This window comes from Acetobacterium malicum subsp. dehalogenans DSM 11527, from assembly GCF_000472665.1.
GTDB classification, from domain to species: Bacteria; Bacillota; Clostridia; order Eubacteriales; family Eubacteriaceae; genus Acetobacterium; species Acetobacterium malicum.
Genome location: NZ_AXAC01000012.1, coordinates 1 through 17824 on the forward strand (window position 1 = coordinate 1; position 17824 = coordinate 17824).

The following is a 17824-nucleotide window of genomic DNA, read 5'->3' on the forward strand; positions in this document are numbered from 1 at the left end:
GTACTTCCGAGGTTAAGTTGCTCCGCTTGTTGTTAAAACGACCATCTCAATATATATGACTCAGCTAATTTTCGGACGTCCCCACTTTTGGAAAGGTTATCCTTCATATATACCATCACTGGTTCACTTGCGTTCCGTTCCAACAACCGCCATCAGCTTCCTTCAGACCCTTCCGTCGCCGGAAACGCCCTTGCTTACAGCTTGTCTTCCCAATTAGCCAGGTGACAGGTCTTCTTTCAGACCATTAGCTCGGCAACATGCCTCGCAAACCATAAAAAACCCCGGACCAAGCCGGGGTAAAAAATCATAAAACTATCTTTATTTTGCGCGATACACAAACAAATCGCCATCTTTTACTTTGATAATCCGGTTCATCTGAACCAGATAGTCCAGATGGGACAAGGTTTCACCGGTTGCAAACCATCTTTGCCGAATCGGACAGGTTTGCCAGGTATTTTCCCGCAGCGACCATCTAAGCTGCCCGGCTATTTCATAGGCATTTTGATAATCCTTCTTTTTAACAATTTCAAAGATGTTTTGGAGCCGCTTAACATGATGATTTTTCAGTTGGGCAATCCGTTCATACACATCCATCTCATGCTTTCGATGGGCCGGCAGGGCCAGGTCAATATCATAGCCGGCTATTTTATCAAGACTGATCAAATAATCTTCCAGCGAATTTCTGACAAATGGCCAGCAGGTAATATTGGGACTGATATCAAACAGAACATGATCACCGGTAAACATAATTTTTTCTTTTTTCAGATATAGACAGGTATTTCCCGGTGTGTGCCCGGGTGTTGACACTGATTCAAATTCGTAATCGCCGATAAAAAAGCTTTCGCCAGCTTTGATTGGCTCGGCAGCAAATATCTCTTTCGGTGCGTAGATGACCACCGGGTTTTCTTTTTTCTGGGTCAGAATATCGGCTTTCGGGAAGCCCTCTTCAATCAGACGACGATTATATTCCGGCCAGATCTCATCGTTAAAGATTTTCCCCATATAGCTATAATCTTCGGCACCCATGATGACCCGGGTCTGATCCGTCCGGATACAGTCCACCAGACCGGTATGGTCGGCGTGCAAATGGGTAATGTACAAGGTGGCATGATCCATATCAACATTGAGCTCCCGCAGGCCGGCGGTCAACGCATCAAGGCATTCTTGTTTAGCAAAACCGGTGTCCACCACCAGACTACCGGCAGTGGTTTTCATCACATAGCAGTTCAGGTTTTTCAGCGGATTATTCGGCAATGGGATATGGATGTTATAAATTTCAGGTTTTTCACAGATTCTTTCGATCATAAGGCTCCTCAAAACTATTAATCAGGTATTATTTTAGTCATACCGTTTTCTGTTTGCAAATTATTCATTTGCTTCTTATTATAATATAAAATCGCCAGATAGGCTATTCGCTTAAGACTATGACATTGAAAATTGCGTTCTCAATAATTTGAGGACCTTTCGTTTGTTATGTTTCTTTTTCTATTTGCCGCGATGGTTTCAGTTGGTGTATACTCAAGGAAGATACTCAAAAATAATATTCATTAAAGCAGGTGAAAAGTTATGCCAGAACTACCAGAAGTCGAAACCGTTCGAAGAACGTTAAAGAATTTTATTATTGGCAAAAAAATTACGGAAATCCGGGTTCATTACGATAAGATCGTCTCCGGGAATACGGATACGTTTGTGACCGCGTTAACCGGCCAAACCATCCGGGATATCGATCGGGTGGGGAAATATTTAGTCTTTATTTTGGATCAGGATGCCTTTATTTCTCATTTACGGATGGAAGGCAAATATAATATTGTCGACGCTTCCAAACCGCTAAACAAACATGAACATCTTACCTTTGTCTTTAGTGATGGTACCGAATTACGCTATCAGGACACCCGTAAATTTGGTCGCTTAGAACTGGTGAATAAAGTAACCTATCGCCACGATTTACCGCTTTGCAAGCTTGGACCCGAACCATGGAACGCCGATCCTAATGCGATCTATGCCAAAATACATAAGAGCAATCTGCCGATTAAAACCTTGCTGCTTGATCAAACCATTATGACTGGAATCGGTAATATTTACGCCAATGAAATCTGTTTTACAATGAAAATCGATCCTACCACCCCCGGGAAACGCCTCAGTAAAAAGCGAGTTGTCGAATTAATCGCCGTATCGAAAGAAATTCTGGCGCAGGCCATTGCTCAGGGCGGAACAACGATTCACTCTTTTGATGCCAATGGCATTACCGGCTTGTTTCAGATGCAGTTACAGGTTCATACCCAAAAAATTTGTCAGATATGCAATGGCCCCATCACCAAGGAAATGGTTCGCGGCCGAGGTACCTATTATTGTTCGACGTGCCAAAAAAAGAAGGGTTAAACGCCATCGGAAAGATCGCCGCAGGGATCACTCTATTCCTGCTATCAGCCTTTTGGCTTCACGATAATTTGGAACCACAGGTATACAAAGAAGGCCCCCATTGCAATGAAAGGCACCACAAAGAAAAATCCCAGCTGATTGTTATTCCCAATAATCAGGATCATCATAATCTGAAAGGATACCACCGCCCCACAAGCCAGGGTCGCCATTATATTGGCCTGGCTGGCCCCTTGAGGTGTAAGATAAAGGGCTTTAAAGTCATTTAATGAGTGCAAGATCGCCAGAACAAAAAATACCGCTGCCGGCAAAACAATTAAGTCACCAATTTTCGCTTGATATGCAAACTGCAGCAGTTTCGAAATCACTGACAGCACGATCCCAATGGAAAGAAATAACATATTTATTTTTATTTTCATAACCTTACCTCAATTAGTTCAAATCGTTCTTTGCTTTTTAGGCTATTCACACAAAAAAGCTGCCCCACCTTGACTTATTCAAGGTTGCTTCTGATTCTCGACAACCGTTCGATTTCTTCCCGAATGCTTAGCCTGATATAAGGCGTGGTCAGCCCGGTTTATCAATGCGTCAAAATCAGTTATTGCATCATTGAGCTCGGCAACGCCAATACTGACGGTGACACAGATACGCTTCTCCCCAAAAATAATGGTCTTTTCTGCTACCGCTTTTCTGAAATCTTCTGCTTTATCAAAAGCTCTCTCAGCATCAGTTTTTAACATCACCACAGCAAATTCTTCGCCGCCGATCCGACCGACAACATCTGTTCCGCCAAAGGTCTCCCGAAGCATCGCTGCGAAATCACGCAGAACCGCATCACCGCCGTGATGCCCATAAGAGTCATTTACTTTTTTAAAGAAATCAATATCCATCATCAACACGGCTAAGTCCTCGTGGCAGAGCCGGGCCTGCTGATAAGTTTCTTCCGCGCCCTCCCTGAAACGACGACGGTTATTGAGACCGGTAAGTTCATCGGTATTGGCGATTTCAGTCAATCGCTGCTTCAAACATTCGCGCTCGGTCACATCTTCAAAGGTAATCAGATATCCAACCGTTTCTTTTATATTTTGAACGATGCGCGTATCGATATTAACATACCGGTCTTCACCTTCAACCAGAAAGTGAAAAACCCGATCTTCTGAATTTCTGATGCACGCCCATAGATCCTGATGCTCCTTTAACAGGAATTCCAATTGCGCTTCTTTGATTGAAGCATTAAACCACCGAAAGAAGTTTATGCTGGCGTCATTAAAATCAACAACCCGATAAAAACGATTTGCGAGGATCAGGCCAGCCCTGCTATCTTCAAAAACCCGTTCCCGGGCCAGGTCTTTAATTTCCAGAAAATTGTATCGTGTCAACGACAAATAAAGCAATAAAATACACGGCGGAAGGATTAACGCCGTATAGTCAATACCGATGCCGCCAACATTCACAGTAACCAACACTAATGCCAGGTATGGTAACACTGACGCTAAAAGCAGTAATCTAAACTGAATTTTTTCATCGCCGGTACTGTTTCGATAGCGTTGAAAATAAAACAATGTGCATAAAACCAGTGCAATCAGCACGTAGGCGGTCTGAACAAAATACCAGGGGCCTTTGGTCAAGAGCATATAGGTGACCCCCATAAATTGCTGTAGTTCAATTTGACTGTAATACCAATGATGCCAATCGTTGGTTAGCCGCAGAAAAAAAGTGATCAATGGGATGGCAAAGACAACGAGCCCTCTAAACCCCTGCAGATATTTTCCCTTGCCGGTATACAACATACTCACAACCAACCATAGCGCCGGAAAAAAAGGAATTCCTAAGTACTGGATCTGATTCCAGAAATACATTTCCGGGAGTGAACTGGCGTTAATCTCCAGCAAATATCCCAGCAGGTAGACTTGCAGTGTTAAACTGAGTGCCCCAAAAGCCTTGGCATAACTGGATTTACCTCGCATAAAGGAATTAACAAACATAAACGAAAGAAGCAAAACTCCAATGAATAGATAGATACTGACAAACTTAATGATCATTCTTCACCTCTTAGACCGCTATATCAAACAGCACTTATTTGATAATCCCTTTGCCTATCGTAATATTGTTTTTTTTAATCGTACTCATAAAGCCCCTAATTGGCCTTCTAATCAAGATGAATTATACTTTAAAAAACAACAAAGCACAAGAAATGAAAAGTCTTTGCGCAGCCAATTGCCCAGGGTCGAACGCGATGACAACTGGTAATTGTACTCAAGTTCAAACTACCTTTTGATAATACCAGCTAATCGTTTCACGGCTTCCTCAAATTCTTCACAGCTCAGGTATGAATAGGAGATCCGCAGGGCATTTGTCGGGGCGTAATCATAGATGTCTCCGGGATTGAGCAAAACCCCGACTTTCACGGCTTCTTCAAATAATTTTTGCATGGGTATTTTTTTATTGAAGCGTAGCCAGATATAAAAACCGCCGGTCGGCGTTCTGAAGGATACCTGATCGCCCAGATATTGCCTGAGCATCCGGACCGCGTGGTCACAGCGGTTTTTCATAGCGGCTCTGATTTGATCCAAATGCTGTTCATACATGCCGGTATTCAGAAACTCGGTCATAATCCATTGTGAAGCCGAACTGGCACCATAATCCATTTGCATCTTGACATCCCCCAGACGATTGATAATCGGCTCCGAAGCAATCACCCAACCGATTCGCAAACCCGGTGAAAGGGTTTTTGAAACCGTACCCAGATAAATCACATTACCATTCTGATCCATTTGTTTAATGGGCCGTGGGGACTGATTATCAAAATATAATTCTTCATAAGCCCCATCTTCAATAATCGGAATGCGATTGCCGGCACAGTATTCAAAGAGCGCCTGTCTGCGTCGCTGCGACATCGTGATTCCAGTGGGATTATGGTTGGTTGGAATGGTGTAGAGGATTCGGGTTCGGCTATCCTTACCAGGAATCCGGTGATGCAAGATTCCTTCCTCATCCATCGGAATACTTTCCAAGCTAATTCCCGCTGACTGAAAAATCTGCAAGGATTTCAGATAGGTTGGCGCTTCGGTGTAGACCACTGAAGCTGCGGAAAGAATACAGACTGAGATGAGTTGCAGTGCCTGTAAGGATCCCGAGGTAATCAGCACCTGGTCAGGCGTTGCCAGGATACCAAATTTTTTGACATGCTGGACAATCGCGCAGCGTAACTGATACAAACCAGAGGCTTCCAGATAATTCAGGGATTGGATGTTTTCCAATGACTTTACTGCTTTTTTCCATAGTTCTCCAGGAAAAAGGGCCGGATCCAGTTCGCCGGTTCCCAGGCGGAGGATTCCGGGGGTAAATTCAAGTCGATTAATGGCCTGAATCATCGCGTGGTTGGACTTGAAGCTGCCCAGATTCACATAGCGATTCCAGATGCTGTTTTCGGATAGCAGTAGTGCCCAGGTGTTACTGATAATCCGGGTACCGCCCTTAAAATTGCTTTCGATTATTCCATCGGCGGTCAGCTCATCCATGACCGTGGTTATGGTGCTCCGATTGACCCCCATTTTCGCGGCCAAATCCCGCTGGGAAGGCAACTGAGAACCGACTTCCCAGGCCCCGGATTGAATTTGGGCACTAATAAAGAGAATGATCTGCCGGTAGATCGGTATCCTGGAACTACGGTCAGGCAACCACTCAAAGGTGCAGGTCTGCTTTTTATTCATACTCTGTGCGGCTCCTTTTGGTTGGTCTAAAGATATCATATGGCCGGTGACAAAACGCCAATTTTTATTTATGATAAACATGGTCTTATTATAACAGAAAAAATAATTCTCAGAAAATGATAAGGAGTTTTTATGCAATACTTTTTACAGGGCATCATCATGGGATTGGCTTATGTCGCCCCCATCGGGATGCAGAATATGTTTGTGATAAATGGCGCCCTGGCCCACAGCCGGCGGCAAGCTCTTATAGTTGGGCTGACGGTGACACTCTTTGATGTGGCTTTGGCCTTTTCCTGTTTCTACGGCATCGGGGCGATAATGGACTACTATCGCTGGTTGAGGGAGCTGGTGCTGTTTTTCGGCAGTTTGATCGTCACTTATATTGGTATTTCGCTGCTCCTCGCCAAAGCTGAAAAAAAAACGGAAGAAGCTGCAGCCTTATCCTTTCCTAAGATGGTTGTTTCGGCCTTTGTGGTGACCTGGTTCAATCCCCAGGCGCTGATTGACGGAACCATGATGCTTGGCGCTTTCCGTGTCTCCCTGCCGGTAAATGAGGCTCTGCATTTTATCATCGGCGTGGCTTCTGCCTCGTTGATCTGGTTCACCGGTCTCGCCCTGGTCGTCTCCTATTCTGGAAATTTGATCCAAGGTCGGGTTTTGCGTTATATTAATCTGGCTTGCGGCGGCATTATTATAATTTATGGCCTGGGACTGATGGTGAAACTGATCCAGATGGTTTTTTAAGGTTTACTTCATTCCGGGCCAGTCTTTATGTCATTTTTCGGTATCATAGCCTTGTCCAGGGTCCGGGACTTTTTTCCGATCAATCGCAACAGCGTCAAAATGGCGCCAAACAGACAGATCACTGCCGCCGTCATATAAACGATTCTCATCCCGTTAATAAAGGCGCCATTCTGGCCTGCTACATAATCGGTCACACGATAACCCAGCTCCCCACTCATACTGCCGTAAAGCAGGGTGGTGGCCAGGGCAATCCCACAGACCATGCCCATATTTCGGACCAAGGCATTGATACTCCCGGCAATTCCCAGCTGATGCCGGCCCACGGTGGACATGATCAGGGAATTATTAGGCGATTGAAACAAGCCCATCCCTACTGATAGGACGACAATAAAGCTAACCATGGTCATCAGGGTAGACTGTTCCGTCAGGGTGGACATCAAAAATAAACCCATACTGATCAGCAGCAGTCCGATGAAGGTTAACAATTCCGATCCGATTTTGTCGGATACATGACCGCTGACAGGTGCCAGCACGGTTAGAATCAACGGAAAAATCATCATGATCAGCCCCGCCTGTTCCGGGCTATATACCATCACATCCTGAAGATAGAATGGTTGGATAATGCTGTTGCAGAAAAGCCCCACAAAGGTAATAAAGGCGCAAAATATGCTCAGTGAAAATAATTTATTTTTAAATATATCCAATGGGATCAGAGGGTTCTGACGTTTTTGTTCAACCACGATAAACGCGATAAATGATACGATTGACACAACAAAACCGGTTAATATCAGCGGATTGGCAAAGCCCAGACTGGGTACCTGCCCCAGGGCCACAAATAATGGTACGATACTGAACATAAACAATGCCGCACCCAGAACATCCAGCCGATCTGTGGCCTTTTTGTTGCTTCGCGGCAGTAACTTGACGGCAAAAAATAAAACTACTACGCCCACCGGAACATTGATCAGAAAGATATACTCCCAGCTGGAGGCACCCACAATGATTCCGCCCAAACCGGGACCAACCAGCGATCCCAATGCCACGGATGTGCCGGTTAAACCCAGAGCCTTGCCTCGCTCAGTGGCCGGAAAAACCTGGGTAATGATGCCCTGATTATTGGCCATCGTTGCCGCGGCACCAACCGCCTGAATAATCCGGGCGCCAATCAGCACCGGAAAGGAACTGGTGATCCCACAAAGCAGCGATCCCAGCGTAAACAGTGCAATACCGAAGATAAAGATCCTGGTCTTACCCAGCATATCCCCCAGTTTTCCAAAGATCAGAATGATCCCCACAATAACAATCAGATAACTGGTCACCACCAGCTGAATCTGAGATGTATCAACATCCATCGCCCGGGCCATCTGGGGCAGAGCGACATTGACAATACTACTGTCCAGAGTGGCCATAAAGGTGGACATCACCACAATTAGCAGAATTGGCCATTTATTTTTCTCATACGTTTTTTCCATTTATTCCTCCTCGACTCTTAGCTGCTGGGTTCGCATAAAAATTTTTTTCATCGCTGCCAGGGTCACGGCCTTCTCTTCCGGCGATAAATCCATTGAGATTAAGTCCACGATCTCCTGAATTTCCTCGTGCATCTTAGGTAACACCGCTTTGGCTTTTTCGGTCAGAAATAATTGATAGGCCCGACAATCCCCATCTTTTCCTACTTTATAAACATATTCCAGCTCGATCAGCCGTTTAATGGTGCGGGTGGTCATGGCCTTGTCATTACCGATTTTTCGGCTAAGCTGATGGAGACTGACACCCTCGCTTTTTTCTAAAATGAAAAGATAGGGCATTGAACCACTGCTTAAGCCATATTTTTTCATCACCTTATCCAATTGAATCTGGTTGTTTCTGAATATTTTATTATTGAGCATAATAAAATGCATGTTTTCAATTTCCAATTCACTCACTCCTTCTATCATTGACTAGTCAACGTTATTATAAATTCTTTTTGTTGAGTTGTCAACTTGTTATTCGAAAATTAACAAAAATTTAGATTGAATTTACTAAAATGATCAGCTATAATGTTGAATGTTAGTAAACAGATTCGATTGAATACCCATGCTGTGAAGAGTAACAGCAACTATACAAGTATAGATCAGCGGTATAATCATTCATAGGAAAGTGGTGAAGCGAATACAGAATTACTGTTTAAATTAATTTAATACGCTATCAAAAGGAGTTAAGAATGAATCATGAAAAGAGTTTGCTGTCAACGATCCTGTTGACGGTTGTTTTACCTGTTGCTTTGATTTTTTTTGCAACTGTTGGCTTTTCTTTGTATTTTTTAAACCAAAACATCGATCAGTTTTCAAATATTCAAAACAGCATGATCTTAATCTACGCCCTCGGATTAGTTGTTATCGTTGGTGTGATTGTCCTTGGTTTAAAAAAGCCCTCTAAAAAGATTTCTCATCTTATCGATATTGCCAACCGCATCGGTGCTGGTGATATTGAACTTGTGCACGAAGCCGAACAGCCACGAGATCAGTTAGATCAATTAGATTATACCTTGATTGAAATCGCGGAGCGGATTAAAGCACAGGTAGATATTGCTAATCGCATCGGTGCTGGTGACCTATCGGTAGCAATAAACCCAACCTCAACAAAAGATCTAATGGGAAATAGTTTACTGCACATCCAGAAATCAGTGCGAAATGTACTTGATTCTCTGATGACGCTACCAGAAAGCGTGACATCTGAATCTTATTTTGATAAGAGTCTGACTGAAAATTTGAGTGGCGCTTATAAAAATGCTCTCACTCAGGTCAATCTAACCATGGAAACGCTTTCGAATGAAAAGGATTTCTTTGTGGCGGTTCTTGATGCCATGCCATACCGTGTTACAGTCGTTAACATTGATTCTCAGATAACTTTTCTCAATAAAGCACTGGGTGATTTAATGAAAAAAACCGGAACTGCCGAACGACGAGAAGACATGTATGGCAGAGCTTGCTCCGATTGCAATTTGCAAATCTGTCAGACCGAAAATTGCGGCATCACGGCCTTCAAAAAAAGTGGCCGAATCGAGTATCCGTTTGAATTCAACGACCGCTACTATCGTATGGATACAACCGCAATTCTAAATAAAGAAGGCACAACGATTGGCTATCTGGAAGTCTCTCACGATACTACACCAAACGAAAGTGTGGCCCATTTCACCAAAAAAGAAGTTCTCCGTTTAGAAGAAAACTTAGAACGCCTGTCAGTCGGAAATCTGGATTTTAATATGGATATTCAGAAACCAAATGAATATACCCATGCTACTTATGAACAGTTTATGACCATCGAGAAGAACTTAATCTGCGTAAAGAATTCAATTAGTGATCTCATCGAAGATGCAACTCAGCTTACCCGGGCAGCAATCAGAGGTGAGTTGGAGATCCGGGCTGACGAAACACGCCTTGCCGGTTCCTGGCAAAAACTGATTAAGGGCATGAATGGTATCCTGGAGAAAATTTCAAAACCTATCAATGAAGTCGCAGCTACGATGGATGAAATGTCCGAAGGAAATCTAAATGCTACCGTAATTGGCACCTATAAAGGAAGTTTTGACGCCTTAAAAACGTCGGTTAACACCATGGGAAGTCGATTTAAAACCGTCGTGACTGAAATTTCGGCCGTGACTGAAGAAATTGGCAACGGGAACTTAAGCATTAATGATATGAGAGTTTACCGAGGCGATTTCAATGCCATTTCCATTTCACTTAATACGATTATTAAAAAATTAAACTCGCTTCTGGGTGACATCAACAATGCGGCTGACCAAGTTAATGCTGGCGCCGACCAAATATCTGACAGTAGCCAATCGCTAGCTCAAGGCTCCACCGAGCAAGCCAGCTCAATTCAGGAATTAACCGCATCCATCACAGAAATCGCCGACCAGACAAAAAACAATGCTGTCAACGCAAACAAGGCGAGAGAACTGGCCTCGGAAGTTATGGAGAACGCCGATAAGGGCAATCATCAGATGACTGAAATGCAGCGCTCAATGGTCGACATTAACAAGTCTTCTGACGATATTTCAAAGATAATTAAAGTCATTGATGATATTGCCTTCCAAACTAACATTCTCGCTCTAAATGCTGCGGTTGAAGCTGCCCGGGCCGGACAGCATGGCAAGGGCTTTGCCGTCGCCGCTGAAGAAGTCAGAACCTTGGCTGCCCGCAGTGCCGATGCCGCCAAAGAGACAACCGGACTGATCGAAGGTTCCATCAGCAAGGTTCAGGAAGGCACCAAAATTGCCGATGAAACCGCTGCCGCACTGGATGAAATTGTCACCGGTATTAGCCAAGTTACCAGCCTGATTGGTAATATTGCCACCTCATCCAACTAACAAGCCACCGGAATTGCCCAGATCAACATGGGTGTCGAACAAGTTGCCCAGGTTGTTCAGCAAAATTCGGCCACTGCCGAACAAAGTGCGGCCGCCAGTGAAGAATTATCTGGCCAATCAGTTTTATTAAAACAACTGATTGAACAGTTTCAGCTACGCTAATCCACGGTAATTTGTCGATATTCAGCAGTGCCTTAAACCGCAATAAATAAGTATAAAAAAAGAAATACCATGATATAATGTTTAACAATATTATTCAATCAACTACGGGATAATAAAATGTTTGAACAATTTGGTGGATTCTAATGAAATATTACAAGTGTGATAAACATAAAATTGAATTTGCTTTTTTAGATAATTCCTGCCTTTCTTTTGATAACCATAATCACATTTCAATTTACGCGGTCGGTTTAATCCTTGCTGGTAGCGTTGTTTTGAAGAAAAAAAACGTCAAGTATGCACTCACCCGCGATGATTTGTTCATTATCCCGCCCTATATGGTTCATTCACTCGTCCCCTGTTCTGATCAATATTCAATTGTAACCTTATGTATCGGAACTGAATTTTTGGCCACTAACACTTTACAAGATGGCAACGCTCTTTTCAGCGGTCTTGCTGACCGCTTGATTTGCGATGGTGTTCTCGATCATCTCCATGTTGACGCTTTTTCAGCTGCGCTGGAACTGGTGTATGGTATGTATCGCCAACCTGATTATGACTACTCCGGAATCATTTCCGAAACGAAAGATTTTATTGAAGCCCAGCCCGAAGACACGATAACCCTGGATGCCTTGTCTCAAAAGATATTTGTCAGCAAGTACTATCTGATCCGTGAATTTAAAAAAATTATTGGTCTATCACCCCATCGTTTTCAGATCCAGAATCGGATCAGAAAAGCCCAGCGACTTCTCCAAAACGGATCAACAGTTACCCAAACCGCATTGGCAATGGGATTCTATGATCAGAGCCATTTTATAAAATATTTCAAAAAAATAGTGGGCATCACACCGACAGAATATATATATTCATTAGAAGTTCTGGATTAATGGGCAATTTTTTACAATCATCCAGGAGCTGACTTTGATATATTCATTTTAGCAAGCACTTACTCATTAATAGGTGCATTCTAAAATAAGGCGAGGTATTTCAAATGAACCAATCAGAAACTTTCTTAACCTTTAACAACGGCGTATTGGCGGTTCCAAATTACACAAAAGAATTCAGTGATATTCCGTGGACACAGCATCCCGCATTTGAAGGTGTGGAATTAAAACACATTGTCACCGCCCAGGATACGGATGGCCAGTTTAGTTATCATCTTGTGAAAATTGCAGCAAATAAAAGCATCCTGAATCATATTCACGATAAACAATTAGAGACCCATGAAGTGATTGGCGGTTCCGGAACCTGTGTTAATGCGGGACAAACCATCCCCTATCTGCCGGGTACCCTCTCCATTATGCCTGCCGGCATCGAACACGAAGTAGTTGCTGGTGATGATGGCCTTTATTTATTCGCAAAATTCTTTCCCGCATTATCCTAACCTGTTCTTGCTATTAGCTGATTTATTTTTCAGTTTTCAGAAAAGATATCGCACCAATTGCTTTGCACTCTAAAAAATGCCCCTGCAGATTCATGCGCTGGGGGCATTTTTCACATTCATTCATAAGTTTTCCGTCGTTTACTTGAAAAGTCAAATCGGCTATTTATTTTTCTCACCGGTTTTTTTTATTTATTTCCTTTTTTATCCATTATACAAGCCGTTTTAACCCAGCCGCATCACAAAGACGATTTACCAGATCGCTACCCATCCCGATGACGGTTTCCTCATGGGTAAAATCGGTGATTTTTTCGTCAAACAGGATGGTTGCCTGGGCGGGCAGTTCATCGTCGCCATCCCAAAATAAAAACCGGATTGGCACGCAGACAAACGCCATGGCCTGAAAGCCGGCGTCTGAATTTGGTAACCGTTCAAACCCCAGGTTTTCTGCAGCCGCAATCAATTGCTGGGTTTTGCCTTCAAATGTTTTGGCAAAAGGAGTCAGCGTTGACTTTTTAAATGCCGGGCTAAACGGCGCTGCGCCCCGGAGTTCGTGGAGGGGAATGAAATTGCCGGAATTTTTCGGTTCTTCTTTTGAAAAATAAAATAAGTGGTAAATGGCCGATTGGGTATAAAAATCCAACGCTTCTTCCGGTTTATCAACGCGGCTAATGCTAGCATCGGTACGGTTAATTTCGTAGTCCACCCCAAAGTAAGTGATTGGTAGATTATTCTGATTGTACCCAGGCAGCCCCAGGGCCGCATAACGTTCTTCATAATCAAACTCCAGCGCCTTTAGTCGCCAATATTCACATACTTTTTTGTAATTATCTAGTTCCATATCATGCTCGCTTTCTTATCTTTCTCTTAGCAAATAGATGAACTGACATTCACCTACTAAATATCTTCATTATATAAACGTATTAACAATTATATTAGTTTTTTATTTCTCTTTTGTCAATAACAATGACCATAGCCGCCTCAATCTAAAACAATACAAAATTGAAAGCCGCAAAAAAACAGCCGACTGATATAAAGTCCGCTGTTTTTTCTTTGGGTGAGGTGGATGTTATTACCTTAATAATTTAGTCCATGAACCTTGAAATAAGGTTGAAAAAGAAAGCTGTCTTTTAAAACTTGATCAAATAGCAGCGATCAGGGGAAAATTCCTTTGATTTCTTCGGCGTAGATCAATCGTTTTAAGGCAATGATATAGGCGGCCATCCGCAAGGAACATTGGGATTGCTGACTTTCTTCGAGGATCTCGATAAAAGCAGCTGACATGATCTTTTCCAGCGTTTTATTAACCTGATCCCGATTCCAGGTTAAAATCTGAATATTCTGAACCCACTCAAAATATGAGACGATGACACCACCGCTGTTGGCAAAGATATCCGGTACCAATATGATGCCCCGTTCTTCTAATAGCGCATCGGCTTCCACGCTGGTTGGTCCGTTGGCGCCTTCAATAATATAGGAGCATTGCAGTTTTTCAGCATTTTCAGCATTGATCTGATTCTCCAGTGCCGCCGGGATCAGCACATCACATTTGCAGGTCAGTACTTCTTCATGAGAAATATGGCTGACCCCCTCTTTCTGATAATCTTTTAACTGCTTGCCTTTAATCTCCAGGAATTCCGATATTTCATCGGCATCGAGGCCGTTTTCACAGTAGATGCCCCCGGAAACATCGCTTAAGGCGACTATTTTACTACCGCGGTGTCCGAGGATCCGGGCCGCATTGCCGCCAACATTACCCATCCCCGAAATCGCCACGGTAACATCCTCAAGCTTCTTGCCATCCCGTTCCAGAATCAGTTTGGTACTGATGGCCACGCCCCGGCCGGTGGCCGAATTCCGTCCTTTCGAGCCGCCCAGCTCCAATGGTTTGCCGGTGACCACGCCGGGACAGGGCTTGCCTTTTAACATACTGTAGGTATCCAGAATCCAGGCCATTGTTTGGGAGTTGGTGTTGACGTCGGGGGCCGGGATGTCGGTATCGGCACCGATCAGCGGTTCGATGGCAAAGGCGTAGCGCCTCGTCAATTTGCGCAGTTCCCGTTGGGACAGGTTATTGGGATCGACCCGCACCCCACCTTTGGCGCCGCCGTAGGGAATATTGACCACCGCACATTTTAGCGACATCCAGGTTGCCAGGGCCTTTACTTCATTGAGGTTACAATCCTGATGAAAGCGGATCCCACCTTTAAAAGGTCCCCGGATATTGGAGTGCTGCACCCGATACCCTTCAAACACCTGCACCGTTCCATCATCCATTTCTACCGGCAAATATACCTTTGTTTCCCGCTGAGGATTTTTAATAATATCAAACATATATTTATTCATCCCACCAATTTCCATTGCCTCTGTCATTACATCGACCACGTTCAAATATGGATCATAACATTCTCTCATACAAATATCTCCTGTTTATGAATTGTTGCGGCACATCAACTGAAAACAATCATAAACTTAAAGCCTTTACATTGTCAATCACGCAATGTAAATCGATGATACCTAATTATTTTAAGTATATCCACCTAATTCAAAAAGTTTTTTCGCTTTTGAACTTAATTTAATTATGCTACAATATTGTAACGAATATCTACTCTTTTGCATTAATAATTGTTTTCATTTATTTTCAAAGATATCAGGAGATTAAAACTATGAAAAACAAGTTACTGGATGCCATCGATCTGCAGATATTAAATCTGCTGCAGAAAAACGGCCGGATCTCAATTAAGGAACTGGCCGCCCAGGTCTATCTTTCCTCCCCGGCAGTTTCTTCCCGGATTGAACAGTTGGAAAAAAACGACTATATTTGTGGTTACCAGGCAGTGGTAAACCCCATCAAAATGGGTTATCATATTAAAGCTTTTGTGAATCTCGAAGTGGAGCCGGTCTGCAAAAAAGAATTTTATCCCTACATTCAGACCTGCAACAACGTGATTGAATGCAATTGTGTCACCGGTGATTATTCGATGCTGCTGGAAGTTCTTTTCCCCAGCACCAGCGAATTGGATAGCTTCATCGGCGAACTGCAACGATTCGGCCGGACCAAAACACTGATTGTCTTTTCGACTTCGGTAGAACACCGGGGCATTGAATTTTCGCTGGAGTGAGCACTTAGCGAGCTTTAGGCCGCATTACCTCGTCTTCTTACATACCCCGTGACTCTTTAAAAGGGGTTGTAAGAAGACTTTTGGGGTTCATTCTACCGAACTTATTTAAGCAGCATCTTATTGACCGCATTAATCAGCGCCAGAGCACTGGCCCGCATCACATCCTGTTCAATGGCTTTTCCCGAGAATAATTGGTCATCACAGCGAATCTGGGCCGTGACCTTACCCAAACTCCCCTTGCCCCGGCTTAAGCTGTTGATCCGATAATCGATGAGTTCAACCGGCGCCCCAACGGCTTCCATAATGGCTCCATAAAGGGCATCGATGACACCGGCGCCACTCTGACTCATTTCCACAGCTTTGTCACCGCGGGCCAGCTTTACTGTCGCCGAGGGCAAGCCGTCGCTCACCTTCAGCTGATAATCGACCAGCTGCCATAATTCCCGGCTATTACCGCGGCTGGGGACGCCACTGTTTTTCAGCAGGGTCAGCACATCATTATCGTAGATTTCTTTTTTGGCATCGGCCATGGTCAAAAACTGCTGGTAGATTTCTGCCACCGATTCCGCGGGGATATCAAAGCCCAGGCGCTGAGTAACGTGGATAAAAGCATGCCGACCGGATCTGGCGGTAAGGACAATTTCCATTGCCGGCGCTCCGATGGTTTGCGGATCCATAATTTCATAGACATCTTTGGATTTAAGCAACCCATCCTGATGGATTCCCGAGGAATGAGCAAAGGCATTTTCTCCGGTGATGGCCTTGTTCACCTGAAGATCCAGCCCCATGGTGGCGCTGACCATCCGCGAGGTTTCATAGATTTTCCGGGTATCCACCGTGGTATGTCCGCCATAATAAGCTTCGTGCAGTTGAATCCCCATGACTACTTCTTCCAGTGAGGTATTCCCAGCTCGCTCTCCGATCCCGTTGATGGTGCACTCCACCTTATCCGCCCCGTTTTTAACGGCTGCCAGGGTATTGGCGGTGGCCAGACCGGTGTCATTATGACAGTGAACACTGAGCATCACCTGGGGGTCCAGATTTTTTAGCCGGTCATTGATGCGGTAGATCAGCTTGCCAAATTCTTCGGGAATGGCAAACCCCACTGTGTCCGGCACATTAATGATGGTGGCCCCCGCCTTGACCACCGCTTCAATGGTTTGCCAGAGATACTCAAACTCTGAGCGACTGGCATCTTCCAGCGAATACTGAACCTGGGGCAGCAGGCTGCGGGCATATTTAACTGCGCCGACCCCCATTTGAATAACCTGCTCCGGTGTTTTTCTGAATTTCTTGGCGACGTGCACATCCGATGAGCCCAGGACAATATGAATCAACGGATTCTCAGCCGCCCGGATGCTCTCATAAATGCAGTCAATATCCGCTTGGACCGCCCGACCCAGGGCGGCGATCCAGACATCTTTCCCGATTTTCCGACTGATCGCCCGAACCGCCTCAAAATCGCCTTGGGATGACGAAGGGAAGCCCACCTCCATCATATCGACCTTCATTTCGGCAATCTGCTCAGCGACCTCCAACTTCTCAGCCAGATTCAATTTGGCGCCCGGTACCTGTTCCCCATCCCTTAAGGTGGTGTCAAAAACATAAATTTTTCGTGACATACTCTTTCTCCTTTTATTAATTTAGTAGTTGATGCAAAAAGCTCCCTTATCATCTCAATCAGAGACGAAAAGGGAGCTTTCCGCGGTACCACTCTTATTCATACAGAGATCTGTATGCACTTTATCGATACCCTTTACTACCCTGAAGATTTTTGTATAAAAAAACGCCTGTCTCAAACGAGACAGACGAAAAATCTGCTATACCACTCTATTTTATACGTGTCTTCAATACGGGTTTAATAAAACCGATATCCATCCCCTATAACGGTAGGCTTCCGTCTTAACCTAGTTTTGCTGACTTCATCAGCATTATTTCAGCAAGCAACTCCGAGGTGAGTTCATCGTCTTCTGATTTC

Annotated in this window: 14 protein-coding genes, 1 pseudogene and 1 other annotated feature (1 of these 16 cut by a window edge); of the genes and pseudogenes, 6 read left to right on the forward strand and 9 right to left on the reverse strand. The window is 44.2% G+C overall.

Annotation, left to right across the window (positions count from 1 at the left end; genetic code table 11):
* Positions 1-318: 318 nt before the first annotated feature.
* The gene (locus tag A3KS_RS0105525) at positions 319-1305 is read right to left on the reverse strand and encodes an MBL fold metallo-hydrolase (RefSeq protein ID WP_026394066.1); all 987 of its coding nucleotides are present in this window, start codon (positions 1303-1305) and stop codon (positions 319-321) included.
* Positions 1306-1566: 261 nt separating this feature from the next.
* Here A3KS_RS0105525 and mutM point away from each other — a divergent pair, with 261 nt between their 5' ends.
* Positions 1567-2379, forward strand: coding sequence for a DNA-formamidopyrimidine glycosylase (gene mutM, locus A3KS_RS0105530; RefSeq protein ID WP_026394067.1), 813 nt, complete (start codon positions 1567-1569; stop codon positions 2377-2379).
* 44 nt (positions 2380-2423) lie between these two features.
* Here mutM and A3KS_RS0105535 read toward each other — a convergent pair whose 3' ends face one another.
* The 3 genes from A3KS_RS0105535 to A3KS_RS0105545 form a co-directional block, all read right to left on the reverse strand.
* Complete coding sequence (locus tag A3KS_RS0105535; RefSeq protein WP_026394068.1) at positions 2424-2795, reverse strand: hypothetical protein; 372 nt, start codon at positions 2793-2795, stop codon at positions 2424-2426.
* 78 nt (positions 2796-2873) lie between these two features.
* Complete coding sequence (locus tag A3KS_RS0105540) at positions 2874-4418, reverse strand: histidine kinase N-terminal 7TM domain-containing diguanylate cyclase (RefSeq protein ID WP_026394069.1); 1545 nt, start codon at positions 4416-4418, stop codon at positions 2874-2876.
* A 225-nt stretch (positions 4419-4643) separates the two neighbouring features.
* Complete coding sequence (locus A3KS_RS0105545; protein ID WP_026394070.1) at positions 4644-6089, reverse strand: aminotransferase-like domain-containing protein; 1446 nt, start codon at positions 6087-6089, stop codon at positions 4644-4646.
* 132 nt (positions 6090-6221) lie between these two features.
* Here A3KS_RS0105545 and A3KS_RS0105550 point away from each other — a divergent pair, with 132 nt between their 5' ends.
* The gene (locus A3KS_RS0105550) at positions 6222-6833 is read left to right on the forward strand and encodes a LysE/ArgO family amino acid transporter (RefSeq protein WP_026394071.1); all 612 of its coding nucleotides are present in this window, start codon (positions 6222-6224) and stop codon (positions 6831-6833) included.
* An 8-nt stretch (positions 6834-6841) separates the two neighbouring features.
* On the opposite strand, the gene A3KS_RS0105555 is transcribed toward A3KS_RS0105550, so the two are convergent.
* Together A3KS_RS0105555 and A3KS_RS0105560 are read right to left on the reverse strand one after the other, a co-directional pair.
* Entirely contained in the window at positions 6842-8305 is a 1464-nt protein-coding gene (locus tag A3KS_RS0105555; RefSeq protein ID WP_026394072.1) for an MFS transporter, read from the reverse strand.
* On the reverse strand, positions 8306-8758 hold the full coding sequence (locus A3KS_RS0105560) for a MarR family winged helix-turn-helix transcriptional regulator (protein WP_423219237.1): 453 nt from the start codon (positions 8756-8758) through the stop codon (positions 8306-8308).
* Between the two features lie 278 nt (positions 8759-9036).
* On the opposite strand from A3KS_RS0105560, the pseudogene A3KS_RS22390 reads away from it, so the two are divergent.
* The 3 genes and pseudogenes from A3KS_RS22390 to A3KS_RS0105575 all read left to right on the forward strand — a co-directional run bounded on the left by A3KS_RS22390 (position 9037) and on the right by A3KS_RS0105575 (position 12727).
* Positions 9037-11346: pseudogene (locus A3KS_RS22390) on the forward strand (methyl-accepting chemotaxis protein).
* Between the two features lie 143 nt (positions 11347-11489).
* Positions 11490-12230 carry a helix-turn-helix domain-containing protein gene (locus A3KS_RS22395; RefSeq protein WP_026394074.1) on the forward strand — a complete coding sequence of 247 codons (741 nt, stop codon included), beginning with the start codon at positions 11490-11492 and terminating at the stop codon, positions 12228-12230.
* Positions 12231-12334: 104 nt separating this feature from the next.
* Entirely contained in the window at positions 12335-12727 is a 393-nt protein-coding gene (locus A3KS_RS0105575; RefSeq protein WP_026394075.1) for an AraC family ligand binding domain-containing protein, read from the forward strand.
* A gap of 208 nt (positions 12728-12935) precedes the next feature.
* Here A3KS_RS0105575 and A3KS_RS0105580 read toward each other — a convergent pair whose 3' ends face one another.
* Together A3KS_RS0105580 and A3KS_RS0105585 are read right to left on the reverse strand one after the other, a co-directional pair.
* The gene (locus A3KS_RS0105580) at positions 12936-13565 is read right to left on the reverse strand and encodes a DUF3786 domain-containing protein (RefSeq protein WP_026394076.1); all 630 of its coding nucleotides are present in this window, start codon (positions 13563-13565) and stop codon (positions 12936-12938) included.
* A gap of 314 nt (positions 13566-13879) precedes the next feature.
* Positions 13880-15139, reverse strand: a complete 1260-nt coding sequence (locus A3KS_RS0105585; protein WP_026394077.1) for a Glu/Leu/Phe/Val family dehydrogenase — start codon at positions 15137-15139, stop codon at positions 13880-13882.
* Positions 15140-15405: 266 nt separating this feature from the next.
* On the opposite strand from A3KS_RS0105585, the gene A3KS_RS0105590 reads away from it, so the two are divergent.
* Complete coding sequence (locus tag A3KS_RS0105590; RefSeq protein ID WP_026394078.1) at positions 15406-15846, forward strand: winged helix-turn-helix transcriptional regulator; 441 nt, start codon at positions 15406-15408, stop codon at positions 15844-15846.
* A 101-nt stretch (positions 15847-15947) separates the two neighbouring features.
* Here A3KS_RS0105590 and A3KS_RS0105595 read toward each other — a convergent pair whose 3' ends face one another.
* Positions 15948-17468 (reverse strand): 2-isopropylmalate synthase, encoded by a 1521-nt coding sequence (locus tag A3KS_RS0105595; RefSeq protein ID WP_026394079.1) that lies wholly within the window; start codon positions 17466-17468, stop codon positions 15948-15950.
* A 57-nt stretch (positions 17469-17525) separates the two neighbouring features.
* Positions 17526-17824: a binding site (T-box leader), on the reverse strand; it runs 68 nt beyond the window's last position.

Bases quoted from the DNA above. Each gene is read 5' to 3' on its own strand.
- A3KS_RS0105525 (WP_026394066.1), bottom strand. From the start codon at position 1,305: ATGATCGAAAGAATCTGTGAAAAACCTGAAATTTATAACATCCATATC.
- mutM (WP_026394067.1), top strand. From the start codon at position 1,567: ATGCCAGAACTACCAGAAGTCGAAACCGTTCGAAGAACGTTAAAGAAT.
- A3KS_RS0105535 (WP_026394068.1), bottom strand. From the start codon at position 2,795: ATGAAAATAAAAATAAATATGTTATTTCTTTCCATTGGGATCGTGCTG.
- A3KS_RS0105540 (WP_026394069.1), bottom strand. From the start codon at position 4,418: ATGATCATTAAGTTTGTCAGTATCTATCTATTCATTGGAGTTTTGCTT.
- A3KS_RS0105545 (WP_026394070.1), bottom strand. From the start codon at position 6,089: ATGAATAAAAAGCAGACCTGCACCTTTGAGTGGTTGCCTGACCGTAGT.
- A3KS_RS0105550 (WP_026394071.1), top strand. From the start codon at position 6,222: ATGCAATACTTTTTACAGGGCATCATCATGGGATTGGCTTATGTCGCC.
- A3KS_RS0105555 (WP_026394072.1), bottom strand. From the start codon at position 8,305: ATGGAAAAAACGTATGAGAAAAATAAATGGCCAATTCTGCTAATTGTG.
- A3KS_RS22395 (WP_026394074.1), top strand. From the start codon at position 11,490: ATGAAATATTACAAGTGTGATAAACATAAAATTGAATTTGCTTTTTTA.
- A3KS_RS0105575 (WP_026394075.1), top strand. From the start codon at position 12,335: ATGAACCAATCAGAAACTTTCTTAACCTTTAACAACGGCGTATTGGCG.
- A3KS_RS0105580 (WP_026394076.1), bottom strand. From the start codon at position 13,565: ATGGAACTAGATAATTACAAAAAAGTATGTGAATATTGGCGACTAAAG.
- A3KS_RS0105585 (WP_026394077.1), bottom strand. From the start codon at position 15,139: ATGAGAGAATGTTATGATCCATATTTGAACGTGGTCGATGTAATGACA.
- A3KS_RS0105595 (WP_026394079.1), bottom strand. From the start codon at position 17,468: ATGTCACGAAAAATTTATGTTTTTGACACCACCTTAAGGGATGGGGAA.